This window comes from Burkholderia sp. Ac-20345 (genome assembly GCF_017104825.1).
GTDB lineage: Bacteria > Pseudomonadota > Gammaproteobacteria > Burkholderiales > Burkholderiaceae > Burkholderia > Burkholderia lata_B.
In genome coordinates, this window is record NZ_JAAGPO010000001.1 from 15511 (window position 1) to 40256 (window position 24746).

18 protein-coding genes are annotated in these 24746 nt (G+C 65.6%); 8 read left to right on the forward strand and 10 right to left on the reverse strand.

Going from position 1 to position 24746, the window contains the following annotated elements; translation table 11 throughout:
* The first annotated feature begins 141 nt into the window (after positions 1-141).
* The 6 genes from G3O06_RS00100 to G3O06_RS00125 all read left to right on the forward strand — a co-directional run bounded on the left by G3O06_RS00100 (position 142) and on the right by G3O06_RS00125 (position 7616).
* Entirely contained in the window at positions 142-1080 is a 939-nt protein-coding gene (locus G3O06_RS00100) for a LysR substrate-binding domain-containing protein (RefSeq protein WP_011356424.1), read from the forward strand.
* A 314-nt stretch (positions 1081-1394) separates the two neighbouring features.
* Entirely contained in the window at positions 1395-2819 is a 1425-nt protein-coding gene (gene aldA / locus G3O06_RS00105; protein ID WP_205814460.1) for an aldehyde dehydrogenase, read from the forward strand.
* Positions 2820-2951: 132 nt separating this feature from the next.
* The gene (locus G3O06_RS00110) at positions 2952-4274 is read left to right on the forward strand and encodes an MFS transporter (RefSeq protein ID WP_205814461.1); all 1323 of its coding nucleotides are present in this window, start codon (positions 2952-2954) and stop codon (positions 4272-4274) included.
* Positions 4271-5488 (forward strand): mandelate racemase/muconate lactonizing enzyme family protein, encoded by a 1218-nt coding sequence (locus G3O06_RS00115; RefSeq protein WP_205814462.1) that lies wholly within the window; start codon positions 4271-4273, stop codon positions 5486-5488. Before G3O06_RS00110 ends, G3O06_RS00115 begins: the two co-directional genes overlap by 4 nt.
* Positions 5489-5503: 15 nt before the next feature.
* On the forward strand, positions 5504-7171 hold the full coding sequence (locus tag G3O06_RS00120) for a GMC family oxidoreductase N-terminal domain-containing protein (RefSeq protein ID WP_205814463.1): 1668 nt from the start codon (positions 5504-5506) through the stop codon (positions 7169-7171).
* 82 nt (positions 7172-7253) lie between these two features.
* Positions 7254-7616: an immunity 22 family protein gene (locus G3O06_RS00125; protein ID WP_205814464.1), complete on the forward strand. Its 363-nt coding sequence runs from the start codon at positions 7254-7256 to the stop codon at positions 7614-7616.
* Between the two features lie 74 nt (positions 7617-7690).
* On the opposite strand, the gene G3O06_RS00130 is transcribed toward G3O06_RS00125, so the two are convergent.
* From G3O06_RS00130 to G3O06_RS00140, 3 genes are all read right to left on the reverse strand, one after another.
* Complete coding sequence (locus G3O06_RS00130; RefSeq protein ID WP_122948640.1) at positions 7691-8512, reverse strand: betaine/proline/choline family ABC transporter ATP-binding protein; 822 nt, start codon at positions 8510-8512, stop codon at positions 7691-7693.
* Between the two features lie 14 nt (positions 8513-8526).
* The gene (locus tag G3O06_RS00135; protein ID WP_174914165.1) at positions 8527-9492 is read right to left on the reverse strand and encodes a proline/glycine betaine ABC transporter permease; all 966 of its coding nucleotides are present in this window, start codon (positions 9490-9492) and stop codon (positions 8527-8529) included.
* A 70-nt stretch (positions 9493-9562) separates the two neighbouring features.
* Entirely contained in the window at positions 9563-10600 is a 1038-nt protein-coding gene (locus tag G3O06_RS00140; protein ID WP_011356435.1) for an ABC transporter substrate-binding protein, read from the reverse strand.
* Positions 10601-11170: 570 nt separating this feature from the next.
* Here G3O06_RS00140 and G3O06_RS00145 point away from each other — a divergent pair.
* Positions 11171-12322: a porin gene (locus G3O06_RS00145; protein WP_174914170.1), complete on the forward strand. Its 1152-nt coding sequence runs from the start codon at positions 11171-11173 to the stop codon at positions 12320-12322.
* Between the two features lie 317 nt (positions 12323-12639).
* Entirely contained in the window at positions 12640-13776 is a 1137-nt protein-coding gene (locus G3O06_RS00150; protein WP_205814465.1) for an acyltransferase, read from the forward strand.
* Positions 13777-13898: 122 nt separating this feature from the next.
* Here G3O06_RS00150 and G3O06_RS00155 read toward each other — a convergent pair whose 3' ends face one another.
* The 7 genes from G3O06_RS00155 to tssM form a co-directional block, all read right to left on the reverse strand.
* Positions 13899-14651 (reverse strand): hypothetical protein, encoded by a 753-nt coding sequence (locus tag G3O06_RS00155; RefSeq protein WP_205814466.1) that lies wholly within the window; start codon positions 14649-14651, stop codon positions 13899-13901.
* Positions 14652-14684: 33 nt separating this feature from the next.
* Entirely contained in the window at positions 14685-16076 is a 1392-nt protein-coding gene (locus G3O06_RS00160; protein ID WP_174914176.1) for an alkaline phosphatase, read from the reverse strand.
* A gap of 32 nt (positions 16077-16108) precedes the next feature.
* A complete protein-coding gene (locus G3O06_RS00165; protein WP_205814467.1) occupies positions 16109-17542 on the reverse strand; it encodes an alkaline phosphatase in 1434 nt (477 codons plus the stop codon).
* A gap of 154 nt (positions 17543-17696) precedes the next feature.
* Positions 17697-18287 (reverse strand): methyltransferase domain-containing protein, encoded by a 591-nt coding sequence (locus G3O06_RS00170; protein ID WP_205814468.1) that lies wholly within the window; start codon positions 18285-18287, stop codon positions 17697-17699.
* Positions 18288-18606: 319 nt separating this feature from the next.
* Positions 18607-19233: a C40 family peptidase gene (locus tag G3O06_RS00175; RefSeq protein WP_205814469.1), complete on the reverse strand. Its 627-nt coding sequence runs from the start codon at positions 19231-19233 to the stop codon at positions 18607-18609.
* A gap of 163 nt (positions 19234-19396) precedes the next feature.
* Positions 19397-20608, reverse strand: a complete 1212-nt coding sequence (gene icmH, locus G3O06_RS00180; RefSeq protein WP_205814470.1) for a type IVB secretion system protein IcmH/DotU — start codon at positions 20606-20608, stop codon at positions 19397-19399.
* 18 nt (positions 20609-20626) lie between these two features.
* Positions 20627-24736, reverse strand: coding sequence for a type VI secretion system membrane subunit TssM (tssM, locus tag G3O06_RS00185; protein ID WP_205814471.1), 4110 nt, complete (start codon positions 24734-24736; stop codon positions 20627-20629).
* Between the last annotated feature and the right edge of the window lie 10 nt (positions 24737-24746).

Sequence of the window (24746 nt, forward strand, 5' to 3'; positions counted from 1 at the left end):
GGCATCGCCGGCCTTCCTGCGGGCAGCCTTGTCGCAACCCGGCGCGCCCTCCGTCGCATCCATTCATCGTCCCCGCGCCCGCGCCACCCGCCTACAATAAGCATCCCGCACCAAACACGACACCGCCCCGTGAGACGCAAGATGCCGGCGCTGAATGCGCTGAAAGCCTTCGAGATGGCCGGCCGCACCGGCAGCTTCACGCGCGCGGCCGAACTGCTCAACGTGACGCAGAGCGCGGTGAGCCGCCAGGTTCGCCAGCTCGAGGGCCAGCTCGGCGAAACCCTGCTCGAGCGCCGCCATCACCAGCTCGAACTGACGGCGGCCGGCCGCGTGCTGCTGCGCGCGCTGCAGCAATCGTTCGACAAGATCGAGCTGACCGTGCGCAGCCTGCAGGAAAAAACCCACCTGAACCGCCTGCGCGCGAACGTGCCGCCCACCTTCGCCGCGCGCTGGCTGATGCCGCGCCTCGGCCGGCTGCGCGACGCGCATCCCGAATTCGAGCTGAGCCTCACGACCCGCATTCACGACAGCCTCGGCGAATCGCGCGTGCTCGACTGCGCGATCCGGTTCGGCGACGGCGAATGGGACGGTTTCGACAACGCACTGCTGATGCAGGAGCAGCATATCGCCGTCTGCGCGCCCGCGCTGTATGCGCGGCTGCGACAGGACGGCGCGCCGATCGACCTGAACCGCTTCACGCTGCTGCACGTGCTCGCCACCGACGACCAGCGCTACCTGACCTGGCAGCACTGGCTGAAGGCCGCCGGCATCGCCGACGTCGACACGCGCGGCGGCTACGAATTCGACCTGCTCGACCATGCGATCCGCGCGGCGATCGACGGCCTCGGGATCACGATCGCCGACCGTCACATGGTCGCGCGCGAACTCGCGACCGGGCAACTGATGCAGGTGCTCAACGTCCACGTCGACGGCCACCAGTCGTACTGGTTCGTCACGCGGCCCGAGCAGACGAACCTGCCGCACATCGTGCAGTTCCGCGACTGGCTGCAGCAGGAAGTGTGGCTCGCGAAGCGCCATCTCGAACCGTCGTCGCCGCTGCCGCAAGTGCCGCTGGCCTAGCGCGCGATCCGTCCCCGGCCGGCTTCGATCACCGGCCGCGGGCGACACCTTACCGGCTTCCCCGCCCGTCCGCATTCGGCCCCGTCGGAAAATACGACAGGCCTTCCCCCGCCCTGCCGCCGGCCCGCGCCACCGCCGCCTTACCGGACGGGCGACTCCAGCCGATTCGTCGAGTAACGTGCGTTTTTCTCATGCTCGGCGCGAAAATAAGTCGTTTGTCGTGCGCTAAACGCATGAACAGAATGGCCTCTGTCCCGTGCCGCGCGTGTCGCCACCCGAAGCGACCCGCCTGCATTCATCGGAGGAGTCACTTCATGCGCACCGAACGCAACTACGTGAACGGCCGTTTCGTCGCCCCGGAAAGCGACACGTTCATCGTCGTCCACAATCCCGCCACCGAAGCGCCGTTCGCACGCGTGCCGGCTGCGACGCCAGCCGACGCGCTCGCCGCCGTCGACGCCGCTGCCGCCGCGCAGAAGGCGTGGCGCAAGCTGCCGAGCGCCGAGCGCGCCGCGTACCTGCACCGCTTCGCCGACGCGCTGACCGCGCGCGCACCCGAGATCGGCGCGGTGCTCGCGCAGGAATCTGGCAAGAGCGTCGAGGACGCATCGAACGAAGCCGTCTACGCGGGCCAGATCACGCGCTACCACGCCGAGTGGGCGCGCCGGATCGAGGGCGAGATCATCCCGAGCGACACCCCCGACGAGAACCTGTTCCTGCAGCGCGAGCCGATCGGCGTCGTCGCGTGCCTGATCCCGTTCAACTACCCCGTCTACACGCTGCTGCGCAAGGTCGCGCCCGCGCTGATCGCCGGCAACACCGTGGTCGTGCGGCCGAGCAACCACACGCCGGTGTCCGCGTTCGAGATCGCGAAGGCTGCCGACGATGCCGGCTTCCCGCCGGGCGTCGTCAACATCCTGACGATGGACCACGCGACGGCCGAAGCGCTGTGCACGCATCCGGCGGTCGGGATGATCACGCTGACCGGCAGCGTGAACGCGGGCCGCAAGGTGCTCGACTACTGCAAGGCGAACATCGCGAAGCCGTCGCTCGAACTCGGCGGCAAGACGCCCGCGATCGTCGAGCCCGACGCCGACCTCGAACGCGCGGCCGCCGCACTCGTCGCGTCGAAGACGACGCACTGCGGCCAGCTCTGCACGGCCATCGAGCGCGTGTACGTGCACGACAGCGTGCACGACCGCTTCGTCGCGCTGCTGAAGGAGAAGATGGCGGCCGTGCGCATCGGCGACCGTGCCGAAGACGCGACGCGGATGGGCCCGCTCGTCAGCGCATCGGCGCGCGCGCACATCCACGGGATGGTCGAACGCGCGATCGCGGCCGGTGCGACGCTCGAAACCGGCGGCGCGATCCCCGACGGCCCCGGCTTCTTCTACCCGGCCACGCTGCTCACCGGCGTGCGGCAGGACATGGAGATCGTGCAGGAGGAAACCTTCGGCCCGATCATGCCCGTGCTGCGCTACACGACGATCGACGAAGCGATCGCGCAGGCGAACGACCATCAGTTCGGCCTGTCGTCGGTGCTCTACACCGAGCACTACCGCACCGCGATGACCGTCGCGAACGCGATCGAAGCCGGCGAGCTGTACGTGAACCGCACGCCGGCCGATCCGTACCAGGGCTTTCACGCCGGCTGGAAGCGCTCGGGGCTCGGCGGCGACGACGGCAAGCACGGGATGCTCGAATTCACGCAGACGCGCCTCGTCGTCATGAAGTACTGACGCCGCAACGCCGACGCACCGTTTCCGGCGCGCGCACCACGACACCACACCGCGCGCGCCGCCCCTGATCCAGCCAGAACATAAAAAACCTGCAGGCGTCCGCTTCAAGGGCGCCTCATGGAGGAAGACATCATGCCGACCCAACCGTCGACGCCCGCCGCGTCGCTCGCGTTGCACGACGACGCACATGCGTCGCAGCATTCGCGTGCACAACGTTACCTGCAACTGCTGCTGCTCGTGATTGCCGCGGGCGCGATCTACCCGATGCTGTATCTGCGGCAGGTGTACCAGCCGACGATGCTGCAGTTCTTCCATATCGACGACGTGCAGCTCGGCTACCTGTATTCGTCGCTCGGCACGATCTTCCTCATCAGCTACCTGCCGAGCGGCTGGCTCGCCGACCGCCTGTCGCCGCGCTGGCTGATCTGCTTCTCGCTGCTCGCCACCGGCGCGCTCGGGCTCGTGTACGCGACCGGGCCGTCGTTCAACACGCTCGTGCTGATCTTCGGCGGCTGGGGGCTGACCACCGGCCTCACGTTCTGGGCCGCCGTGATCAAGCGCGTGAACATGATCGCGGGCCCCGATGAACAGGGCCGCTTCTTCGGGCTGCTCGACGGCGGCCGCGGGCTCGTCGAAGCGCTGCTCGCGACGATCGCGATCACGTTGTTCGCGTACGTGACCCAGGCGCGCGGCGGCACCGATGCGGCCGGCTTCAAGCTCGTCGTCCACCTGTACGCATTCTTCTGTATCGCGCTCGGCGTACTGCTCGCGCTGGTAAAAGATCCGTCGCGCACTGCGGACCGTGCGGCGGGCACGAAGCGCACCAAGGGCAACGTGCTGACCGACCTGAAGACGCTCGCGGCGATCCCCGAGCTGTGGCTCGTCGCGGCGATCGTGTTCTGCGGCTACCAGGTGTTCTGGGCGACCTACAGCTTCTCGGCGTACCTGCACGAAGGCAATTTCGGGCTCAGCGCGACGGCGGCCGGCTTCATCACGACGCTCAAGCTGTGGATGCGCCCCATCGGCGGCATCGGCGGCGGCTTCCTCGGCGACCGCGTGTCGAAGGTGTCCGTGCTGTTCTGGGCGCTGGTGTTCGCCGCGCTGTCGCTCGTCGGGCTGATCGCCGCGCCCCCGCACAGCCCGCAGGCAATGCTCGTCGTGCTCGTGCTGTTCATCGGCATCCTCACCTACGCGATCCGCGGCCTGTACTGGTCGCTGCTCGACGACTGCAAGGTGCCGACGCATTGCGCGGGCCTCGCGATCGGCCTGATCTCGGTGCTCGGCTACTCGCCCGACGTGTTCGTGCCGCTGATCAACGGCTACGTGACTCAGACCTACCCGGGCGCGCACGGCTACCAGCTCTATTTCGGCTATATCGCGGCCATCGCGCTCTGCGGCGCGGGCGCCGCCGCGTACCTCAAACACCGCCTCAACCGCATCCAGGAGTCCGCATGAAGATCGTTTCGCTCGAAACCCATATCGTCGCCGTGCCGCCGCCGCATGTCGGCGGGATGTACTGGATCTTCGTGAAGCTGAAGACCGACGACGGCATCGAAGGCGTCGGCGAGATCTACTCGGCGACGTTCGGCCCGAAGGCGATGGCCCCGATCATCGACGACGTGTTCGAACGCCACCTGCTGAACCGCGACCCGCATCACGTCGAACGGCTGTTCCGCCAGGCGTATTCGAGCGGCTTCACGCAGCGGCCCGATCTCACGATGATGGGCGTCGTCAGCGGCCTCGAGATGGCGTGCTGGGACATCATCGGCAAGGCCGCCGGCAAGCCCGTGTATGAACTGCTCGGCGGGAAGATCCACGAGCGGCTGCGCTCGTACACCTACCTGTACCCAAAGAACGCGAAGGGCGAATACGACTACGACGATCCCGACCTCGCGGCCGAATGCGCAGCCGAGAACGTGAAGCTCGGCTTCACGGCCGTCAAGTTCGATCCGGCCGGCCCGTACACGGCCTACTCGGGCCACCAGCTGTCGCTCGAAGTGCTCGACCGCTGCGAGACGTTCTGCCGAAAAGTGCGCGAAGCCGTCGGCAGCAAGGCCGACCTGCTGTTCGGCACGCACGGGCAGATGGTGCCGTCGTCGGCAATCCGGCTCGCAAAGCGGCTCGAGAAATACGACCCGCTGTGGTTCGAGGAACCCGTGCCGCCCGGCCAGGAAGAAGCGATCGCGCAAGTCGCAAAGCACACGTCGATTCCGATCGCGACCGGCGAGCGCCTGACGACCAAGTACGAATTCCACAAGCTGCTGCAAGCCGGTGGCGCGTCGATCCTGCAACTGAACGTCGCGCGCGTGGGTGGCCTGCTCGAAGCGAAGAAGATCGCGACGCTCGCCGAAGTGCACTACGCGCAGATCGCGCCGCACCTGTACAACGGGCCGGTGGGCGCGGCCGCGAGCATCCAGCTCGCGACCTGCACGCCGAACTTCCTGATCCAGGAAAGCATCATGACGTGGGGCGGCTTCCACGCGGAAGTCGTGAAGACGCCGATCCGCTGGGAAGACGGCTACATCATCCCGTCGAACGAGCCGGGCCTAGGCATCGAGCTCGACATGGACGTCGTGAAGCGCCACACGCCGTACACCGGCGAACGGCTTCACCTGCAGATGGGCGAAAACCCCGTCGACGTGAAGGATCTCGCCCCCGCGAAGGGCTGAGCGCAAAGGACAGACATGAGCTACGACTACATCATCGTCGGCGCAGGCTCGGCCGGCTGCATCCTGGCGAACCGCCTGAGCGAATCGGGCCGGCACTCGGTGCTGCTGCTCGAAGCGGGCGAACGCGACGCATCGTTCTGGTTCAAGGTGCCGGTCGGCTTCACGAAGACCTACTACAACCGCCGCTACAACTGGATGTACTACAGCGAACCCGAGGCGCAACTCGCCGACCGCAAGCTGTACTGCCCGCGCGGCAAGGTGGTCGGCGGATCAGGCTCGATCAACGCGATGGTCTACGTGCGCGGCCAGCGCAGCGACTACGACGACTGGGCGAATGCCGGCAATCCGGGCTGGGCGTACGACGACGTGCTGCCGTACTTCCGCAAGCTCGAAACCCACGCGGCCGGCACGACCGATCCTCAGCATCACGGCGCGACCGGGCCGATCCACATCACGTCGATGAAGGCCGACGTGCATCCGATCGTCCACGAGTTCCTGAAGGGTTGCGGGCAACTGAACCTGCCGCGCACCGACGATTTCAACGGCGCGCAGTTCGAAGGCGCGGGCATCTACGACCTGAACACGAAAAACGGCGAACGCTGCTCAAGCAGCTTCGCGTACCTGCGCCCCGCGCTGGGCCGTTCGAACCTCACGCTGCGCTCGGGCGTGCTCGTGCGGCGCGTGACGTTCGACGGCACGCGCGCGACCGGCGTGGTCGTCGCGGGCGAGCACGGCGACGAAACGCTCGTGGCCAAGCACGAGGTGATCCTCGCGGCCGGCGCGGTCGATACGCCGAAGCTGCTGCAACTGTCGGGCGTCGGCGATCCGTCGCTGCTCGCGCGCGAGCGCGTGCCGCTCGTGCATGCGCTGCCGGCCGTCGGCCGCAACCTGCAGGACCACCTGTGCGTGAGCTTCTACTTCAAGGCGAACCGGCCGACGCTGAACGACGAGATGGGGACGCTCATCGGCAAGATGAAGATCGGCTTGCGCTACCTGCTGACGAAGCGCGGCCCGCTCGCGATGAGCGTGAACCAGGCGGGCGGCTTCTTCCGCGGCACGGACGGAGCGTCGGAGCCGAACATCCAGCTCTACTTCAACCCACTGTCGTACCGGATTCCGAAGAGCGACCGCGCGAGCATCAAGCCCGAGCCTTATTCGGGCTTCCTGATCGCGTTCAACCCGTGCCGGCCGACGAGCCGCGGCACGATCGAGATCGCGTCGAACCGCGCGGAAGATGCCGCGAAGATCCACATCAACGCGCTCACCACGCAGAAGGATCTCGACGAGGCCGTGCAGGGCAGCAAGGTGATTCGTGCGCTGATGCGTGCGCCGGCGCTGAAGTCGATGACCGTCGAGGAAATCTCGCCGGGGCCGCAGGTCGATTCGGACGAAGCGATGCTGCGGTACTTCCGTGAGCAATCGGGGTCGATCTATCACCTGTGCGGCTCGTGCGCGATGGGTCCGGACGCGGCGACGTCGGTGGTCGATGCCTCGCTGCGCGTGCACGGGTTGCAGGCGCTGCGGATCGTCGATGCGTCGGTGTTCCCGAACATCACGTCGGGCAACATCAACGCGCCGACGATGATGGTCGCGGAGAAAGGCGCGGATCTGATCCTGGCGGATGCGGGGCGGGGCGACATGGCCGGCACGCACGCAATCCGGCAGGAGACGGTCGCCCACTGAAGCACCCGGCCCGCGCCACGCGTATCATCGTGCGCGCGTGCCGGCGTTACCCGCCGGCCACCTCATTCGAGGAGGCCACCTCATGCTCGTTACCGTTCACCTGTTCATTTCCAGCGGTCGCTTCCACTCGTTCACTGACTTGCGCGCGTTTATCGACGCGCGCTGCACCGAGGACGGGGACGGCAGTCCTTCGGCGTTCATGACGGAAATCGGCCTGCGCGACTATGAGCCCGGATGCATCGAGGCGATTCATTCGGGCGAGCCCGTTCCCGTCCCGCAACTGCTGAGTGGTGCTTCCGGGGAATCGGCGTGGGTGCATGCCGTTCCTGCCAGCCTCGTCGCCGACAGCGCGATCTGCGTGTACTCGCCCAACATCGTCGCGACACCCGAAAATGCATCGGTAGACTACGTGGGTACCTACGAATTCGACACGCGCGCGGGCTGATTCCGGGCCGGGCGTGCATGAACGCAAAAGGGGCGGCACACCGTGCCGCCCCTTTTGCATGTTGCTGCAATACGTCAATTCACACTCGACCGCTTCTCCACGAACCGCCGCACATACTCATCCGCCGGCCGCGACAGGATATCGTCCGGCGTCCCGACCTGCACGAGCGTGCCGTCGCGCAAAATCGCGATCCGGTCGCCGATGCGCAGCGCTTCGTCGAGATCGTGCGTGATGAACACGATCGTCTTCGACAGCGTCGCCTGCAGTTCGAGCAACTGATCCTGCATCTCGGTACGGATCAGCGGATCGAGTGCGGAAAACGCCTCGTCCATCAACAGCACATCGGTATCGGCCGCCAGCGCACGCGCCAGCCCGACACGCTGCCGCATCCCGCCCGACAGCTCGTCCGGATAATGATCGCCATAGCCGTCGAGCCCGACCTTCGTCAGCCAGTTGCGCGCGGCCTCGGCCGCATCGTGCCGCTTCTCGCCGCGCGTGCGCAGCGCATACGCGGCGTTGTCGAGCACGGTCTGGTGCGGCAGCAGCCCGAAGTTCTGGAACACCATGCTGACCTTGAAGCGGCGCAGCTCGCGCAGCCCGTGCGCGTCGAGCTTGATCACGTCGCTGCCGTCGATCACGATCTCGCCTGCCGTCGGCTCGATCAGCCGGTTGAAGTGCCGCACGAGCGTCGATTTCCCGGAGCCCGACAGCCCCATGATCACGAAGATCTCGCCCGACTCGATGCCGAGGCTCACGTCGTTGAGCCCGACGTTGCAGCCCGTTTCGGCCAGTACGTCGGCCTTGCGCTTGCCCGAGCGCAGCAGGTCGAGCACGCGCGCATGCGCGGCCTGCGGCCCGAACAGCTTGTACACATGTTTGACGTCGATGGTCGCCATGTCTGTCTCCGTTCCTATGCACGCGACGACTGCGTCGCCTGATTCGAATCGACGCCCGCCGACGACGCCTTGCGCGGCAGCCGGTACGGCACGCGCGACGCGCCCTTCTGCCGGCGCTGCTGCGCGAGCCGCCGCCGTGCGCGGCGCTCCTGGCCGAAGCCCTGGCTGATCCGGTCGATCACGATCGCGAGAATCACGATCGCGAGGCCGGCCTGCGTGCCCTTGCCGACGTCGAGCGTCTGGATGCCCGCGAGCACGTCCTCGCCGAGCCCGCGCGAACCGATCATCGAAGCGATCACGACCATCGACAGCGCCATCATCGTCGTCTGGTTGATGCCGGCCATGATGCTCGCCCGCGCAAGCGGCAACTGCACGTTGACGAGCAGTTGCCAGCGCGTCGTGCCGAATGCGCGCGCGGCTTCCGTCACGTCCGGATCGACCTGGCGGATGCCGAGATCGGTCAGGCGGATCAGCGGCGGCAGCGCGTAGATGATCGTCGCGAGGATCGCGGGCACCTTGCCGAGGCCGAACAGCATCAGCACCGGGATCAGGTACACGAAGCTCGGCAGCGTCTGCATCACGTCGAGCACGGGCAGCAGCATCCGGCGCAGCCATGCGCTGCGCGATGCGAGGATGCCGACCGGCACGCCGATCGCGACCGACAGCACCGTCGCGACGAGCATCAGCGCGAGTGTCTGCATCAGCTTGTCCCACAGGCCGAAGCAGCCGATTGCGTAGAGCAGCAGCATGAAGAGCACGCCGAGGCCGATGCGGCGCGTCGCATTCCACGCGATCGCGCCGACGACCAGCAGCACGAGCCACGGCGGCGCCACGCGCAGCGCGCCTTCGAGCGGTACGAGCAGGTAGCGCAGCACCAGCACGCTGAAGTGATGAAAGCCGTCGCCGTATTGCGCGACGAACGTCTCGAGTGCGCTGTTCACCCAGTCGGCGATCGACAGGTGCAGAAAGAAGCCGTTCATGATGATTCTCCGTCGCGCCGCGAAGGCGCGTGACGGCGGCGGCAGGCGCGGGCCCGCCGCCGCGCGCAGGTTACGCGCCCTTCAGGCTGCCGGCGATCTTCTGCGCGACGTCGGCCGGCACCCACTGCTTCCACATGTCCTGGCGGGTCTTCAGGAACTGCGTGGCCATCGCCGCGCCGTCGATCTTCTTCGTGGTCATCTCGAGGATCGTCTGGTTCAGGAAGTCCATCGGGAAACGCACCTTGCCGAATACGCCGACGAGATCGGGGTTCGCATCGGCGAACGGCTTCGACACGCCCACCGTCAGCCGCGACACCATGTACGACGACGCGCACTGGTGCGTGCTGCTCTCGTCGCGCAACGTCTTCCAGCATGCTTCGTTATAGGCCGGCATCTTCAGCGCGGTGAACTTGTATTTCGCCATCAGCGCGGCGGGGCCCCAGTAATAGAACACGATCGGCGCGCCGCGCTGGTATGCGGACGCGATCGCCGCGTCGAGCGCCGCACCGGTGCCCGGGTGGAAATTCGTGTACGACTGGTCGAGCTTCAGCACGCGCAAGAGGCGCGTGTTCACGCGCTCGCAGTCCCAGCCCGTCGGGCAGTTCAGGAAGCGGCCCTTGTCCGGTTCCTCCTCGTCGGCGAACACCTGCTTGTACTTCGGCAGATCGTCGACCGACACGAGCCCCGGCGCGACCGGCTTGATGTTGCGCGCCGGATCGCCCTTCACCACGTAGTCGGGCACGAACCAGCCTTCCGTCGTGCCGCCCGGCAGCGTGTCGCCGATCAGCTTCACGGCGCCCGACGACACGGCCTTCGCGGTGATCTCGCTGCGGCCCGTCCATTGCTCGGCCCAGATCTGCAGGTCGTTGCGCGCGAGCGCCGTTTCGGTGGCGGCCGTGCTGCCCGGCACGACGTCCGTCTTGCAGCCGTAGCCCTTCTCCATGATCTGCCGCAGCACTTCGGTCGCGAACGACCCGCTCTCCCACGTGATGCCCGCGAAATGGACCGTCTTGCCGTCGGCGCACGCGCCGCCGGCCGCGTGGGCCGCGGGCGCGGACAGGATCGCCGCGGCGGCGAGAAGGACCGTTTTCAGTCGTCGAATCTGCATGGTGGGTCGTCTCCAAATCGAATCTGTTGTTTGTGCGTCGCGGCATGCGCGGCGACCGGCGAATCGTGAATCCAGTCACGTCCGGTCAGCCTGCATGTTTCAGCCGCCAAATTATTTAGGGAAACGAGTAATTCCGATCATTGCAATCGGCAGCGCCAATCGATCTTCTGGCACCCTGCCAGGCCCGCCGGACGGGCCTCCCGGCCAATTTCCCAAGCTCGCTCACGGTCCCGCACGGGCTGTGTCGCAACCTCGCGCGACGCTTGCCCGGCCCGTCTCGAACCATGACGCCGCGCACCCCGTTTCGACTGTCGAAACGGCCTTTCGCGCCCCCATTGGCGAACCCGATCCCATCCATCGAAATTACTCGCTTTCGATTCTGTTTCGGCTTGGGAAGAATGCGCGGTGTCATCGGAGGAGACACGACCCGACGCTGCCGTTCACCGCGCCGCCGCGCCTTGCGCGTTTCCGGCGCCGCACGCGTTGCGCCGGGTCGCCCCGGATGACGGGGCGCGCCTCGCCGGACGCGCTCACGACAACCGATACAAGCTGGATATCCCGGAGATCTCAATGAAAAAGACCCTGACGGCGCTTGCCGTAACGGCAACCTTCGCAGCCCCCGTATTCGCGCAAAGCAGCGTCACGCTGTACGGCGTGATCGACGAAGGCCTGAACTACACGAACAACGTCGGCACCGGCCACGTCTACGAGATGGCGAGCGGCTACGCGCAGGGCAGCCGCTGGGGCCTGAAGGGCAGCGAAGATCTCGGCGGCGGCATGAAGGCGATCTTCCAGCTCGAAAACGGCTTCGACGTGAACACCGGCCGGCTCAACCAGGGCGGCCGCATGTTCGGCCGCCAGGCCTACGTCGGCCTGAGCCAGACGCAGTACGGCACGTTGACGTTCGGCCGCCAGTACGACTCCGTCGTCGACTATCTCGCGCCGACCACGGCCAACGGCAACTGGGGCGGCTACCTGCTCGCGCACCCGTTCGACAACGACAACACCGACAACTCGTTCCGTCTCGACAACACGGTGAAGTACGCGAGCCCGAACTTCGGCGGCTTCCAGTTCGGCGGCGCATACAGCTTCAGCAACAGCACGAACTTCTCGGACAACCGCGCGTACAGCTTCGGCGCGCAGTACCAGAACAACGGCCTGCTGATCGGCGCCGCGTACCTGCAGGCGAACCATCCGGGCGACGGCTCGGCCGGCGCGATCACCGCGAACGACGCGAGCTATATCGCCGAGCGCATGCGCGTGTTCGGCGCGGGCATCAACTACACGTTCGGCCAGGCGACGGTCGGCTTCGCGTACACGAACTCGAACTACAAGAACCCGACCGGCAACGGCTACCTCGGCACGCCGGGCGCGATCATCGCGCCGGGGGCGACGGTCAGTGCGATCAAGTACCAGAACTTCGAGCTGAACGGTTCGTACCAGATCACGCCGGCGTTCATGGTCGGCGCGCAGTACGTGCTGTCGCTCGAGAAGTACGACGCATCGACCGGCAACGCGAAGCCGAAGATCCACTCGGCCGGGCTGATGGCCGACTACAACCTGTCGAAGCGTACCGACGTGTACGTGCAGGCCGCTTACCAGCACATCGCCGGCGACAAGACGAACTCGATCCTCGACAACGCGTTCATCCCCGGTACCGACGCGCCGTCGTCGACGTCGAACCAGGTGGCCGTGCGCGTCGCGCTGCGCCACAAGTTCTGACGCAACCCGGTTCTCCGTTCTTCACGCGACACCCGCGCCGGTCTGCCCGAGGTGTCTTTGCCCGCCCGCAAGCGCAAGCCTGCCGGCGGGCTTTTTCATGTGCGCCGCAACGCGTAACCGGCCGATGCCGCCGGAGTCGGTAAAAAACGCGCACTTGTCCCGTCAACCGTGACAGGTCAACAAACGACCATCCGTCGATACACTGTGCGCTTCCGCAACGGCCGCCATCCACACGCTCCTCGATGCCGGCCGTCGCCTTCATTGCGCACGGCCTGCCGCCTTCCGCCCGCCTGACGCACATCCCCAAGGAGGGTCACTTGAAACACTGGCGCAACGCGCGGATCGACCTGCTGCGCGGCGTATCGATCGTGCTCGTGCTGCTGCATCACTTCAACATCCCCTACTCGCTGCGCGACACGTCGCTCGCGCGCATATTCGGCTGGGACACGGTGCATGCGGTGGCGCGCAACGGCAACTACGGCGTGACGATGTTCTTCGTGATCTCCGGCTACCTGATCACGTCGAATGCGCGGCGCCGCTGGGGCAGCCTCGGCGCGGTCGACGTGCGCGCGTTCTACGTGTCGCGCGTCGCGCGCATCGTCCCGTGCCTGCTCCTGCTGCTCGCGCTCGTCAACGGCCTCGCGGCGGCCGGCGTGCCGATCTTCCAGAACCACGCGCCGGAGGGCATCGCCGTGTCGTTCTGGCTCGTGAACCTCGCATCGCTGACGTTCTGGATGAACGTGCTGATCGGCGCATACGGGTGGGTCAACTACGCGCTCGGCGTGCTGTGGTCGCTGTCGGTCGAAGAGGTGTTCTACCTGTCGTTTCCGCTGCTGTGCATCGCGCTGCGCCGCGATGCGCGGCTGGTCGCGTTCTGGGTGGTCATCGCCGCGATCGGGCCCGTGTACCGCTTCACGCACGCCGGCGACGAAGGCGGGTTCCTCTATGCGTACTTCGCGTCGTTCGACGGGATCGCGATCGGCTGCTGCACCGCGTTGCTGGCCGAACGCACGAACTGGCAGCGGCTGGCCGCACCGTTCGTGCAGTGGCCCGTCGCGGCAGCGATGGCCGTGCTCTATCTGGCCTGGCCGATCGCGGAAAGCCATGTCGCCGGCGTCACCGCGATGGCGCTCGGCACGGCCGTGCTGCTGATCGGCGCGCACGTCAACGGCGAGCACGTGCCGGGCCGCCTCCTCGCGCCGTTGGGCCGCGCCGGCAAGCTGAGCTACGAACTGTACCTGTTCCACCTGATCGTGCTCGGCGGGCTGCGCACGTTCTGGCCGCCGTCGGCCACGCATGGCGACGCGAAGCTGCTGTTGCTGATTGCGTATCTGGTGCTGTCGGCGGCGCTGAGCGCGGCGATCGCACGCGGCTACGCGACACCGCTCGACCGCTACATCAAGCGGGTCGCGTCGCGGCCTTCAGCGCGCGTGCCGGACGGTGCGCGCTTCTAGCGTGTCATCGGCAATGGCTGCCGGTCAGCCTCGAAAAAAACCGGCCAGGGCCCGGCCGTATCGCTTGACGATACCGGCCGGCCTGACCTCAAGCCCCGCGTACCAACGGTCAAAATCGTCGATCAGTCGAGATAGTCCGCGTATTCCTTGCGCGTATAGCTGGCGAGCGTCTGCCACGGCAACGTCTCGCGCCGCGCGGCAGGCGCCGGTGTCAGCGTCAGCTTGCGCACGACGCGGCCGTCGGCGCTCCGGTATTCGACCGACAGCGGCGCCTGCAGCTTCTCGCTCCACAGGATCCGGTTCACGCCGCGTGCACCGGGCGTATCGACCGCCTGCTCGTACCAGCGGGTACCGGGCGCGTCGCCGCGCTTCACCACCGCGAGCCGCTTCAACTGCGACGGCGGCGTGACGTAGTACGCGTTGTCCCACGAGCCGTCGAAGCCCGTGGTTTCGTACTCGGCCGGCGGCACGCCGACGACCGTCCGGTTCGCCGCGTCCACGTACTCGATGCGCGCCGTCTTGCCGTCGTACGTCACGTGCCGCGCGGCCGCCTGGAAGTTGAAATGCTTGTGGCCCGCGTGCGCGGCGGCCGGCTGCACGCCGGCGCGCGGCGGGGTCTCGCGTACACCGCCCGCGTCGTGGTCATGGTCGTGATCGTCGCCGTGTCCCGCTGCCGCCGCGACGGGCAGCACGCGTTCGACCCACACGTGCCCGTCGCGCCGCACCATCCGTTCGCGATACATCGTCGTGCGCGTCACGCCGTCGGCCGACACCGTGCGGCTCTCGTGCAGCAGCACGGCGTCGAGATCGGCCGCTGCAAGGGCCGGCAGCGCAACCCACCCGCAAGCGAGCGCGCAGAGAAGCTGACGTTTCATCGGGCGTTCCCGTTCTTCACGAAGTCAACGGATTCAGAAACCAAACGCCGAGCGCACGAGACCGAACACCTTCGTGTTGTCGATCGTGCCCTTGAACGCCTTCGCATCCGCACCGTCGGCGAACAGCATCACGTCGCCGCCGCCGTGCGTCTCCGAGCCCGCGCTGCCCATCCGCACACCGACTTCCTGCAGATACGCCTCGTTCGTCGCGGTGGCCGAATCGACCGACGCGCGCACGTTCGGCCGGTTCGCGCCGTTGCCGAACACGAGCGTCGTGTAGGTGTTGCCGTCGGCGTCCTTGCTCGGCTGGCCATCGCGGTAATTGCGGCTGATGTCGAGAATCGGGTTGCCGCGCTTCGAATAGCCGTTGATCGTCATCGTGTGGTCGTGGTCGGCCGTCACGACGATCAGCGTGTTCGACAGGTCGACCTTCGACAGCGCGACGCGGATCGCCTCGTCGAACGCCGCCGTGTCCTCCAGCGCGCGCTTCGCGTTGGTGCCGTGCAGCGCGTGATCGATCCGGCCGCCTTCGACCATCAGGAAGTAGCCGTTCGAGTTCTTCGACAGCACGTCGATCGCCTTCGACGTCATCTCCGCGAGGCTCGGCTGCGTCGGCCCTTCGCCCTTGCCCGCGACACGATCGAGTTCGTACTCGAGGTGGCTCGTCGAACTGAAGAGGCCGACCAGCTTGCCGTTGCCGGCCTGCGCGAGTTGATCCTTGGTCGCGACGACCGTGTAGCCCTTCGCCTTCATCTCGTTGAGCAGGTTGCGGCCGTCCGCGCGGCCGCGCTTGTTGGCCACCGGATCAAACGGCGTCCAGTGATTGCGGCCGCCGCCCATCAGCACGTCGACACCGTCGCCGAGCGACGCGTTGTAGCCTGCACCGCCCGGCGCGGCCTGCGCGGCGATGTCGTACTGCGCATCGCGATGGCAGATGTGCGAATAGGTCGCGGCCGGCGTCGCGTGCGTGAGCTCGGTCGTCGTGATCGCGCCGACCGCCTTGCCGCGCGCCTTCGCCAGCTCCAGCAGCGTCGCGACCGGCTGGCCGTTGCCCGCCGCGCAGTTGTTGACGGTCTTGTTGCCGTTGGCGTCGTTGCCCGGCGCGACCGCGCGCGTGTCGGACGACATCGACAGCACTTCGTTGTTCATCTTCACGCCGGTCATGTACGCGGCCATCGACGGCGCGCTGTCGGTCGTCTGCGCGTCGTTCGAGAAGGTCTTGACGCGCGCGGTGCGGGCCAGCTTCTCCATCGTCAGTTGTCCCGACTCACCGACCTTGTAGATCCGGCTCGCCGTCACGGTCGTCGGCCCCATGCCGTCGCCGAGAAAGAAAATCACGTTCTTCGCCTGGCCGGCGGCCTGCGCGGCGCCGCATGCGAAACCCGCGACGGCCAGCGCCGCCGCGATGCACTTGATGGTCGACATCCTGTATTCCCCTGTACCCGTATGGTCGGCGCTCACAGCTGCACCGCGTTGCGCACCAGCTCGAAGACCTTGTTGTTCTCGATCACGCCGTGGAACGCATCCGCGCCGCGGCCGATCGCACCGAGGAACACATCGGTGCCGCCGTGCGTCTCGTTGCCCTTGTCCATGCGCACGACCGCCTCCTGGCGATAGTCATCGGCGCCCGTCACCGCATCGGTGAGCGCGGTGCCCGCGCGGCTGCCCTGCACGCGGTTCTCGCCGTTGCCGAAGCCGATGATCGTGTACGGCGCGCCGTCCGCGTCCTTCGCGACCGCACCCGTCTGGTAGCTGCGCAGCACGCCCAGCACGCCGGGCTTGCCCGCCTCGGTCTTGCCGGTGCGCGCCGCATAGCCGTTCAGCACCAGCGTGTGATCGTGGTCGGCCGTGACGACGATCAGCGTGTTCTTCAGGTCGGGATCGGTCTTGCGTACCTTGTCGATCGTGGCCTTGATCGCGTTGTCGAACGCGACCGTGTCCTGCAGCGCGCGCTTCGCATTGGTGTCGTGCAGCGCGTGGTCGATCCGGCCGCCTTCGACCATCAGGAAATAGCCGTTCGGGTTCTTCTGCAGCACGTCGAGCGCACGCGTCGCCATGTCGGTGAGGCTCGGCTCCTTCGTCGCGCCGCGATCGAGGTCGTAGCTCATGTGGCTCGACGAGAACAGGCCGACCAGCTTGCCGCCCTTCGTCGCATCGGCGGCGAGCAGGTCGTCGCGGTTCTGCGCGAACGCATAGCCCTTCGCCTTCAGCTCGTTGACGAGGTTGCGCCCGTCGGTACGCTTGCCGCCGCCGTCCTTCGGCACGAAGAATTGCGTGCCGCCGCCGAGCACGACGTCGACGCCGTCGCCCAGCGCGCCGTTGTAGCCCGCGCCGCCCGGCACGAGCTGCGCGGCGATGTCGTTCTCGGCGTCGCGATGGCACACGTGCGCATAGGTTGCGGCGGGCGTGGCGTGCGTGACGCGCGTGGTCGTCACGACCCCGGTGGCCAGCCCCTTCGCCTTCGCGATCTCGAGCAGCGTCGTCGCCGATTTGCCGTTGTTCGCGCCACAGTTGCCGGTGAGGCTCGCGGCCGGCTCGATCGCCTTCGTGTCGGGCGACATCGAGATCACTTCGTTGTTGGTCTTGACGCCGGTCATGTACGCCGACATCGACGGCGCGCTGTCCGTCACCTGCGCATCGTTGGAATAGGTCTTCACGAACGCGGTTTCGGGCAGCGTGTCGATCGTGAGCGCGCCGTCTTCACCGACCGAGTAGATGCGCGCAGCCGTCATCGTCGTGATCCCCATGCCGTCGCCGAGGAAGAAGATCACGTTGCGCGCCGCCGCCTGCACGGGGCCGGGCGCCGTGCTGGTCGGGCCGTCGTCGCTGCCGCATCCGGCCAGTGCAAAGGCGCCGGCACACAGCAGCGCCGCCAGTTTGATTCGATTCATGTTGCCGATTCCCCCCGCCATTGATGCTTTCGAAATGAAAGGCGATGGTAGGAACCTGATGTGACGTCAATGTGAATGGTAATTGGAAGGTTTGGAAGGGATTACGAAAGGAGATGGCGAGGTGCCACGACCGGGCGCCCCGCTCACGGCGGCATCATTCCGCGTGTTCGGCGGTGATGCTGCGCACGGTCACGATGCGCGCAGGCGGAATGTTTGCCCACACGATCCGGCTGCCGCAGGCAACAAATGCCGAATCGCCGAGCGGATGTCGGCCGGGCGGCCGCAGGTCGTACGTGAACTGGATCATCACGCCGTCGGCCGACAGCACGCGACGGCACTGGTCGACGATGGCCGTCACGTCCTGACGTGGCAGCGTGCGCAGCGGCAGGCACGACACGATCGCGTCGACGCGCGCATCGGGCGGCAGCAGCCGCTCGAGCTGCCGCGCGTCGCCCGACACGATCGAGATGCCCGGAAAGCGCCGCCGCAGGTGCTGGACGAACGCCGGCGAACGCTCGACCACGACAAGCCGCCGCGGCGCGACGCCGCGCTCGAGCAACGCCGCGGTGATCGCACCGGTGCCGCCGCCGAGCTCGACGACCAGTCCGTCGCCGTCCGGCACCGCGTCGGCCATCTCGCGCGCCAATTGTCTCGAACTCGGGCACAACGCGCCCACCGCGGCCGGACGGCCGACCCACTCGCGCACGAACAGTGCCGAGACACGCCACGCGTTCGGCCACATCATGGGCGGCCCTCGCGCGGTTGTGCTGTCGGCCTCGACGTGCCGACGGCTTCGTGGAACAGGGCTACGGCGACACGGTGCTTCGGCATGCGCATCCTCCTGGACGAATCGGTCCGTCGCAGGAAGAGCGACGTTCAAATCGATTCTAGGAAACGCAAACTTAAGGCGACGTGAAGATTGTCCCTGATTCCCCTGATCAATTCGTGCCAGATGGGCCGCCGGATGCCCGGTCAGCGGTCGACGCGTTGCTGGAAGTGCGCGGGGTAGCGCTCGCCAACGATCCTGATCTGCTATTCAGCCTGCGCACAACGCCGACACCCGACTACGGTAATCGACGCGCATAGGCGAAAGTCAGGCATAAGCGGCTTACTGAATGGTTCTCCGGCTTTCCCGACCACCAGTCGTTGTCGACTGTTCGGCCACTACCTACAGCGATACCAACGTGCCAATGAGTGTTAGGGCATCGTAATATGCCAGTGCGTCGTGGTCGCCAAAACACCACATCACCGGGCTGAAGATCTTCGATCTTCGTGACCTTCGGCCAGCGAGACAACGCCGCATCAACAGCCGAGACTGAAGCAAGATTGCCGATCGGATGGCATGCAGCCCGGAAGATGGCACTCACCGTGTATGCGCACGATAGCAATCCGGGAAATTCCAGGCCGAGATAGTTGGCACGTGTCTCTACGGTCCAACGTTGTACACCGTAAAGAGAACCATCTCGTAGAACGGCGTCGGGCGATGCGAGCGCAGCCCGTGTCAGACGCTGCGCGAGTGGCTGTTCGCATTGCCTCGACGACATCTCATTGTTCATCCCATGTGTGCTACCGATTACCAAAGCCTGCGCCGCCAATGCGGTGACACAAAGGCGCATCAACGCGCTCATTCGATAGCTTGGCATTATCATCATCTGACGCACCACATTTGAAACAACCTTGATGCATTTCATGCATGTCTGCCGGTCCATTTAACCGCGATTCGCCCATATCGACTAGCTTCTTACGTCCGCCACAATAGTTTCAGCCGATACTGGGCCACAAGAATATACGCCGCCATTCGTCGAAATGATCCCGACCTACCGGAACCCGAAATTGACGCTCGCAACCCAAACGTCAATCTGTAACGATCACTTCAACACGACGATTTCTTGCTCTTCCCAATGCGGTACGGTTGTCCGCCAGCGAACCGATATCGCCGTTTCCCTCCACAGTAATACGTGGCGCAGATACACCAGCCGCAACGAGAATTTGGGCCACATGCCGGGCGCGTGCCTCGGAAAGCGCCTGGTTAGATGCTTGACGTGTCGAACTGATCGGTGTGCTATCCGCGTATCCCGCCACACGGACGGTTGCGCCCTCGGTCACAGCCGCGATTTCCCGGCCGGCCGAAGCCACCACCGAAGCGCCCCACGGCGCCACCGCTGCCTCGCCTGGCCCAAACATGCCGCTGAATCGGAGCGTCAACGCATTGCGCCCGGAGTCGCGGATCAATTCGAGATTCCCTGCGGCGACCTCGTCGCGAAGTTGCTGCTCCAGGTTTCGAGCGAGCGCATCGAGCGGCGAAGCCCGGAGCCTCTCTTTCGTGCGCACCCAACGGTTCGCCGCCGCGTAGCCCCCGGCCCCCAGCAATAACGCCACCGCGAGACCGCCTGCGAACCTCGCTCGCGACCGACGCACCGCCACCGGACGTACCCACGGATCGACCGTCTGTCGCGGACGTTTCAGCGGCTTTCTGACGCGACTCACGCTCTGCCCACCGGTCGTCACCACGTCGTGTACGTGTTCGCGAATGACCTGCAAGCGCTCTGGACCGCCTGCTTCAAACCGGTATCGCCCACGAAATCCAAGATCGAGTACGTTTTGGTACACCTCAATCAGATCGAGGTTCTCGTGCGGATTACGCATTGCGTCGTCGATCAGATGGAACACACGGTCGCCGCCTTGACGATCATGCCCCAACACACTCGCCAGGCTGTTGTCCTGCCATTCGACGCCCGTTGTTTCGCCCTTCCCAGGCGCCTGCATCGCCGCCTCGTCGAGTGCGGAGCACAGACAATAGCTTGCGCACCGGACATGCTCGGGTCGGATCTGGAGCTCATTGCAGACCCGGGTGAAGAGACGAACTTCCTGCACCAGCCATCGACGCCACCGTGCAATGGCATCGGCATCGAGCGTTTCAGGCGTATCGGCCAACGCCTGCAACAGGACGCGCGACGCTTCGAGCAGCGGGTTGATCGCTTGCTCCGCGGCCTTCAGCCGTGCAGCAACAGGTGGCGACGCCACGGCCCCTGCGTGGCCCTGCGGATCAGTTGTCGAAAGAATCATCGATCGATCCCTCCCGGTTCAGCGGGAAGCGCTTCCCGCGCTTGCCGGCAACATCCCTCGCGGCAACCCCGGCGGCGGGCCACTATCCGGCAGACCGAACACCGGCATCGTGCTGGGACACCGGAATGTCTTCAGCACGTCGCTCGTCAGCGGATTCGCGACACTCCCGGCACTCGCGACGTCGAGTGCCGCTTGACGACCGTCGAAACTGAACGCGACGCGCGTGCGGCCCGGTATCGCCGTCTCCGCCACACGACCTTTCTGGAGCAGTCGCATCAACGCCCACGGCCCGTCCGCTGCGATCGTCGACGTATCCGGCCGGATCCGCGGACTGGCCGTGATTTCCGTGTGGGCGCCGCCGCGCGGCCCAGGCCACGTGATCGTGAAAGGCGCGACCGGACCATGCTGGTAAAGCGTCGTCTGTCCGTCGATGTCGAGCGACAGGCTCATGATCGTCGGATCGAGTTCGGGAATCCGAATGTCGGCCTTCCAGGTCATCTGCTTGTGGCCGGGATCGTTGAAGAAAACGTCGCGGATTGCCTTCGCATGCTCGAACGGATCAAGATCCGGCCCCTGCACAGGTTCGGTCGCACCCGGCAGCGTCCGGTAGCGCCAAGGCTTCGCGGCCGTGTCGACGAACGGTGCAAGCGTTTTCGTGAAGAAATCATCGATCAAGCCCCCCTGCGCAAACACCCGGGTGAAATCATCGATGCTGACATCACGCTTGCTGTCCGGTGAAAACGGATAGTTGCCCTCGACAATCAGCCTGCATGTGTCGCCGACCACCGCCTGCATCTGGCGCGACAGCAGTTGGCCGATCCCCTGATTGACTTCTCGCGACCCATCAGCGGCAAGCTGCAGCAATACGGCACGAAACGGCGCTGGCATCGTGTCGGCCGTCATTTTCAGTTTCGCGGCTGTGTCGCTCGCCGGTGGCATGCTGTTATTTGATAGCGCATTGTCGGCAACAGTGAGCGCCGTGTAATAGTCGTTCAACAGGTTGGTGACGCCGTCCAGCCCCGTCTTGTCCGCCTGCGTGGCGACAGGCTGCGTATCAGATTGCACATCCACTCTCCCTGTAACGACCTCGCGCAGCGCCGCGAAGTGATTGTCGACGAGCTCGCGTTCAATGCGTTCCGACACCCGAATGCCCAACGCCTTGTCCGCCTTCTGACTGAGCTGATCGGCGGCCCGCTGAAGCAGCGAACCGTCCGACGCAGCCATCGGCTGCGTGAGCGTCGTCTCGTGCACGGCTGCGCGCGCAAGCCGCACGAGCGGTGAATCAGGCGCTGCGAAGCTGCGCAGCACCTTCAGATTGAACGCAAGGCTCGTGCCGCTCACGGTCCGGATGTCGTTGAGAAACGCGTCCCACTGCTGGGCATATTCCATCAGGTATTCGCGGCGGACCGCGTCGGTCAACGCATCGTCCGCGCCGGTCGCGTTGCTCACGATCTCAGCCGTTTTTTTTTGAGCCGAATCCGACAAACCCGCCAGATACGAGCGTCCCATCACCCACGCATCGTCGTCTCGCGCGATCTGCACGAATTCGGGTAATCGCTTGTCGAACAGATTCCGATAACCGTCGAACGTGAAAAGCCCCGACACGCCGCGCGACAACGGCGCGTCGCTCGCCCGCGTGAACACGGTGCCTGCCTGCGGGCCGACCGCGCGCAGGAGCGTAAACTCGTCGGGCGCTTCCTTGAGCATTGCCGCCTTCGCGCGCTGGTAAAGGCGATCGGTTGCATTGCTACCGTCGAGAAACGCGCGCGCCTGCTGCACCAGGGCATCGTTTCGGATCAGCGGCGACTGCACCACACGCTCTCCGGAGAAAAGCTGCTGCACGTGGTCGATCATCGACGCACGTCCACCAAAAACCGCCGCGCTGTCGGTCTTCGCCCAGTCGTCGAGCACCCAGGCCTTGACGTCGGTGGCATTGAACTTCGCCTTGTCGTACAGCATCAGGTATACGCGCAGTGCGTCGTAAGCGGCCTTTGGATCCTTGTTGGCAATCGCACCGGACATGACGTCTTCCAGGCGGTGAACGATCTGCGGCAGCAGCAGGTTGTCCTCAAGGGCGTCGTAGGCATGGCGGCTTTCGATTGCGATGTCCCGTGGCGTATAGAGACCGTAGCGCCACGTACTATCCGGATCCGACAGGTCCAGGCCCGGGAAGGTCGGCAGATAGCGTGCGTCGGTCAGCGTGTCCGGCACGGCTTCCGGTTTGGGTTCCTTGTAGAGCTGGGTGACGCGAGCCGTGAGCGCCTTCACCTTGCGGCCAACCGCATCGAGATAGTCGCTGTTGTGGCCGAAGCTCGCGCGGAGTCCGATTGCCAGCCACACGAACAACAGCAGCGCCAATGTGTGGCCGACCAGACGCAAAAACCGGTAGCGGTATTCCCAACGCAGGTTGGGGCTCACCAGATGCGCTTCCGGGAACACGACACGGGTCAGGAGGTCGTGCAGGAAGAAACCCTGGTTACCTTCGGCACGCGCCGACGAAACGGGAGCGTGGTCCTGAGTAGACAGAAGGCGTTGAACGACCGTACTGCGCTCCACAACGATCTCGCTGTCCCGTTGCCGCGCACTCGTGAAATACACGCCGCGCAACGTCGAATGGAGCTGGGTATCGTCGTACCGTGAATCGAGAAACACCCGGTCTATCAGGTCGAGCAGCGGTCCGAGCAGCGCAGAAAACTCCTCGGGTAGCGCAGCAAGCGACCGGCGCTTACGCGGATCGTACTCATCCTGCAGATGTGTGTCGATCGAACCGCCAAGCCGTTGCGCGAGTTCGGCAAGTTCCGCGTGGCAGCGCTCGCGCAGCCCTTCCTTCGCAACCGCTTCCTTGCCATACGGAAGCGTGAAACCCCATGCCTGCGCCCTTCCCTCGGCTGTCAGCGCCCCGAAATATTCGGCAAAACCCGTCAGACGGTCCATCTTCGTGACCATTACATAGACAGGGAAGCGAATACCCAGCTCCTGTCTCAGTTCGGCCAGCCGCGCGCGCAACACTGCAGCCTCGGCCACACGCGCCTGTTGGTCGGCGGCTGCCAACGTGGCAAGATCGATCGTCAGCAACGCACCGTTGATCGGCGCGCGAGGCCTGTTTCGACGCAGCAGGCTAAGAAACCCGAACCATTCCGCACGATCGACCTCGTGCCGACGGTCACCCGTACCTTGACCTGGCGAAACGACGTGGTCGCTGGCCGTTGACACGGCGGCGGCTTTCGATTGCGACGCCTCTTTCCGTTTCGTTTCGTCTTCAGCGCCCCCCACAGCTGGCTTGGCATCGGTGCCGTTCTTGCCCGGAACGCCGGTTGCGGGCTTTCCAGTTTCCGCGGTGGGTGCATTGACGTCATCGGCCGTCGACATACCATGACGCGTGTAGTAGCCGGTCGTGTCGATCAGCACGGCGTCGTTGGTCATCCACCAGTCGACCGAGGCAGCGTCGCCGACAGACGTCCCGGCCGCGCGCTGCATCTGCTCGGCAACGGGAAACGCCAACCCACCGTTGATCAGTACGCTCGTCTTGCCGGACCCTTGTGAGCCGAGCGTGATGTACCACGGTAGTTCGTACAAATAGCGCTTGCCCTGGAACAACTTGCCAAGGCCGCGCGCGCCGGTACGCATCGATTTAAGGCGCGCGAGCGCGCTCGTCACGATCCCTTCAATTTTTCGCAAGCGTGGTGCAGCAAGCGATTCATCCTTGCGGCGATCCATGCGCAGCATCTTCTTCAGGAACGCATCGTCTTCGCGCATCTTCTGCCACAGACGGAACATCCCGAAAAGAACGAAAACGGCCACCACCACCGCGATCGCAGTGAGTCGGGCCGACACCGGCTCGAATGGCGCCACGCGACCGAACGAGAGCAGCGGCGCCGCATACCAGATCAGCAAACACAGCAACGAGACAAACACGACGCTCGTCGACCAGCCCACCAGCCAGAGCAGCACGCCGGCGAGCAACAGCGCGATCGTCAGCACGCGCATGCCGGCCCCGGCGAGCGGCTTGAGCCCGCCGAACGCGAAAAGCGGGCCGACGAACCAGATCACCAGTGCGACGACAATCAGTGCGAGGAACGCGAGGAACTGGCGCGAGGCCAGAAACGACAGGAACTGGAACTTCTTCATGTGTTATTCC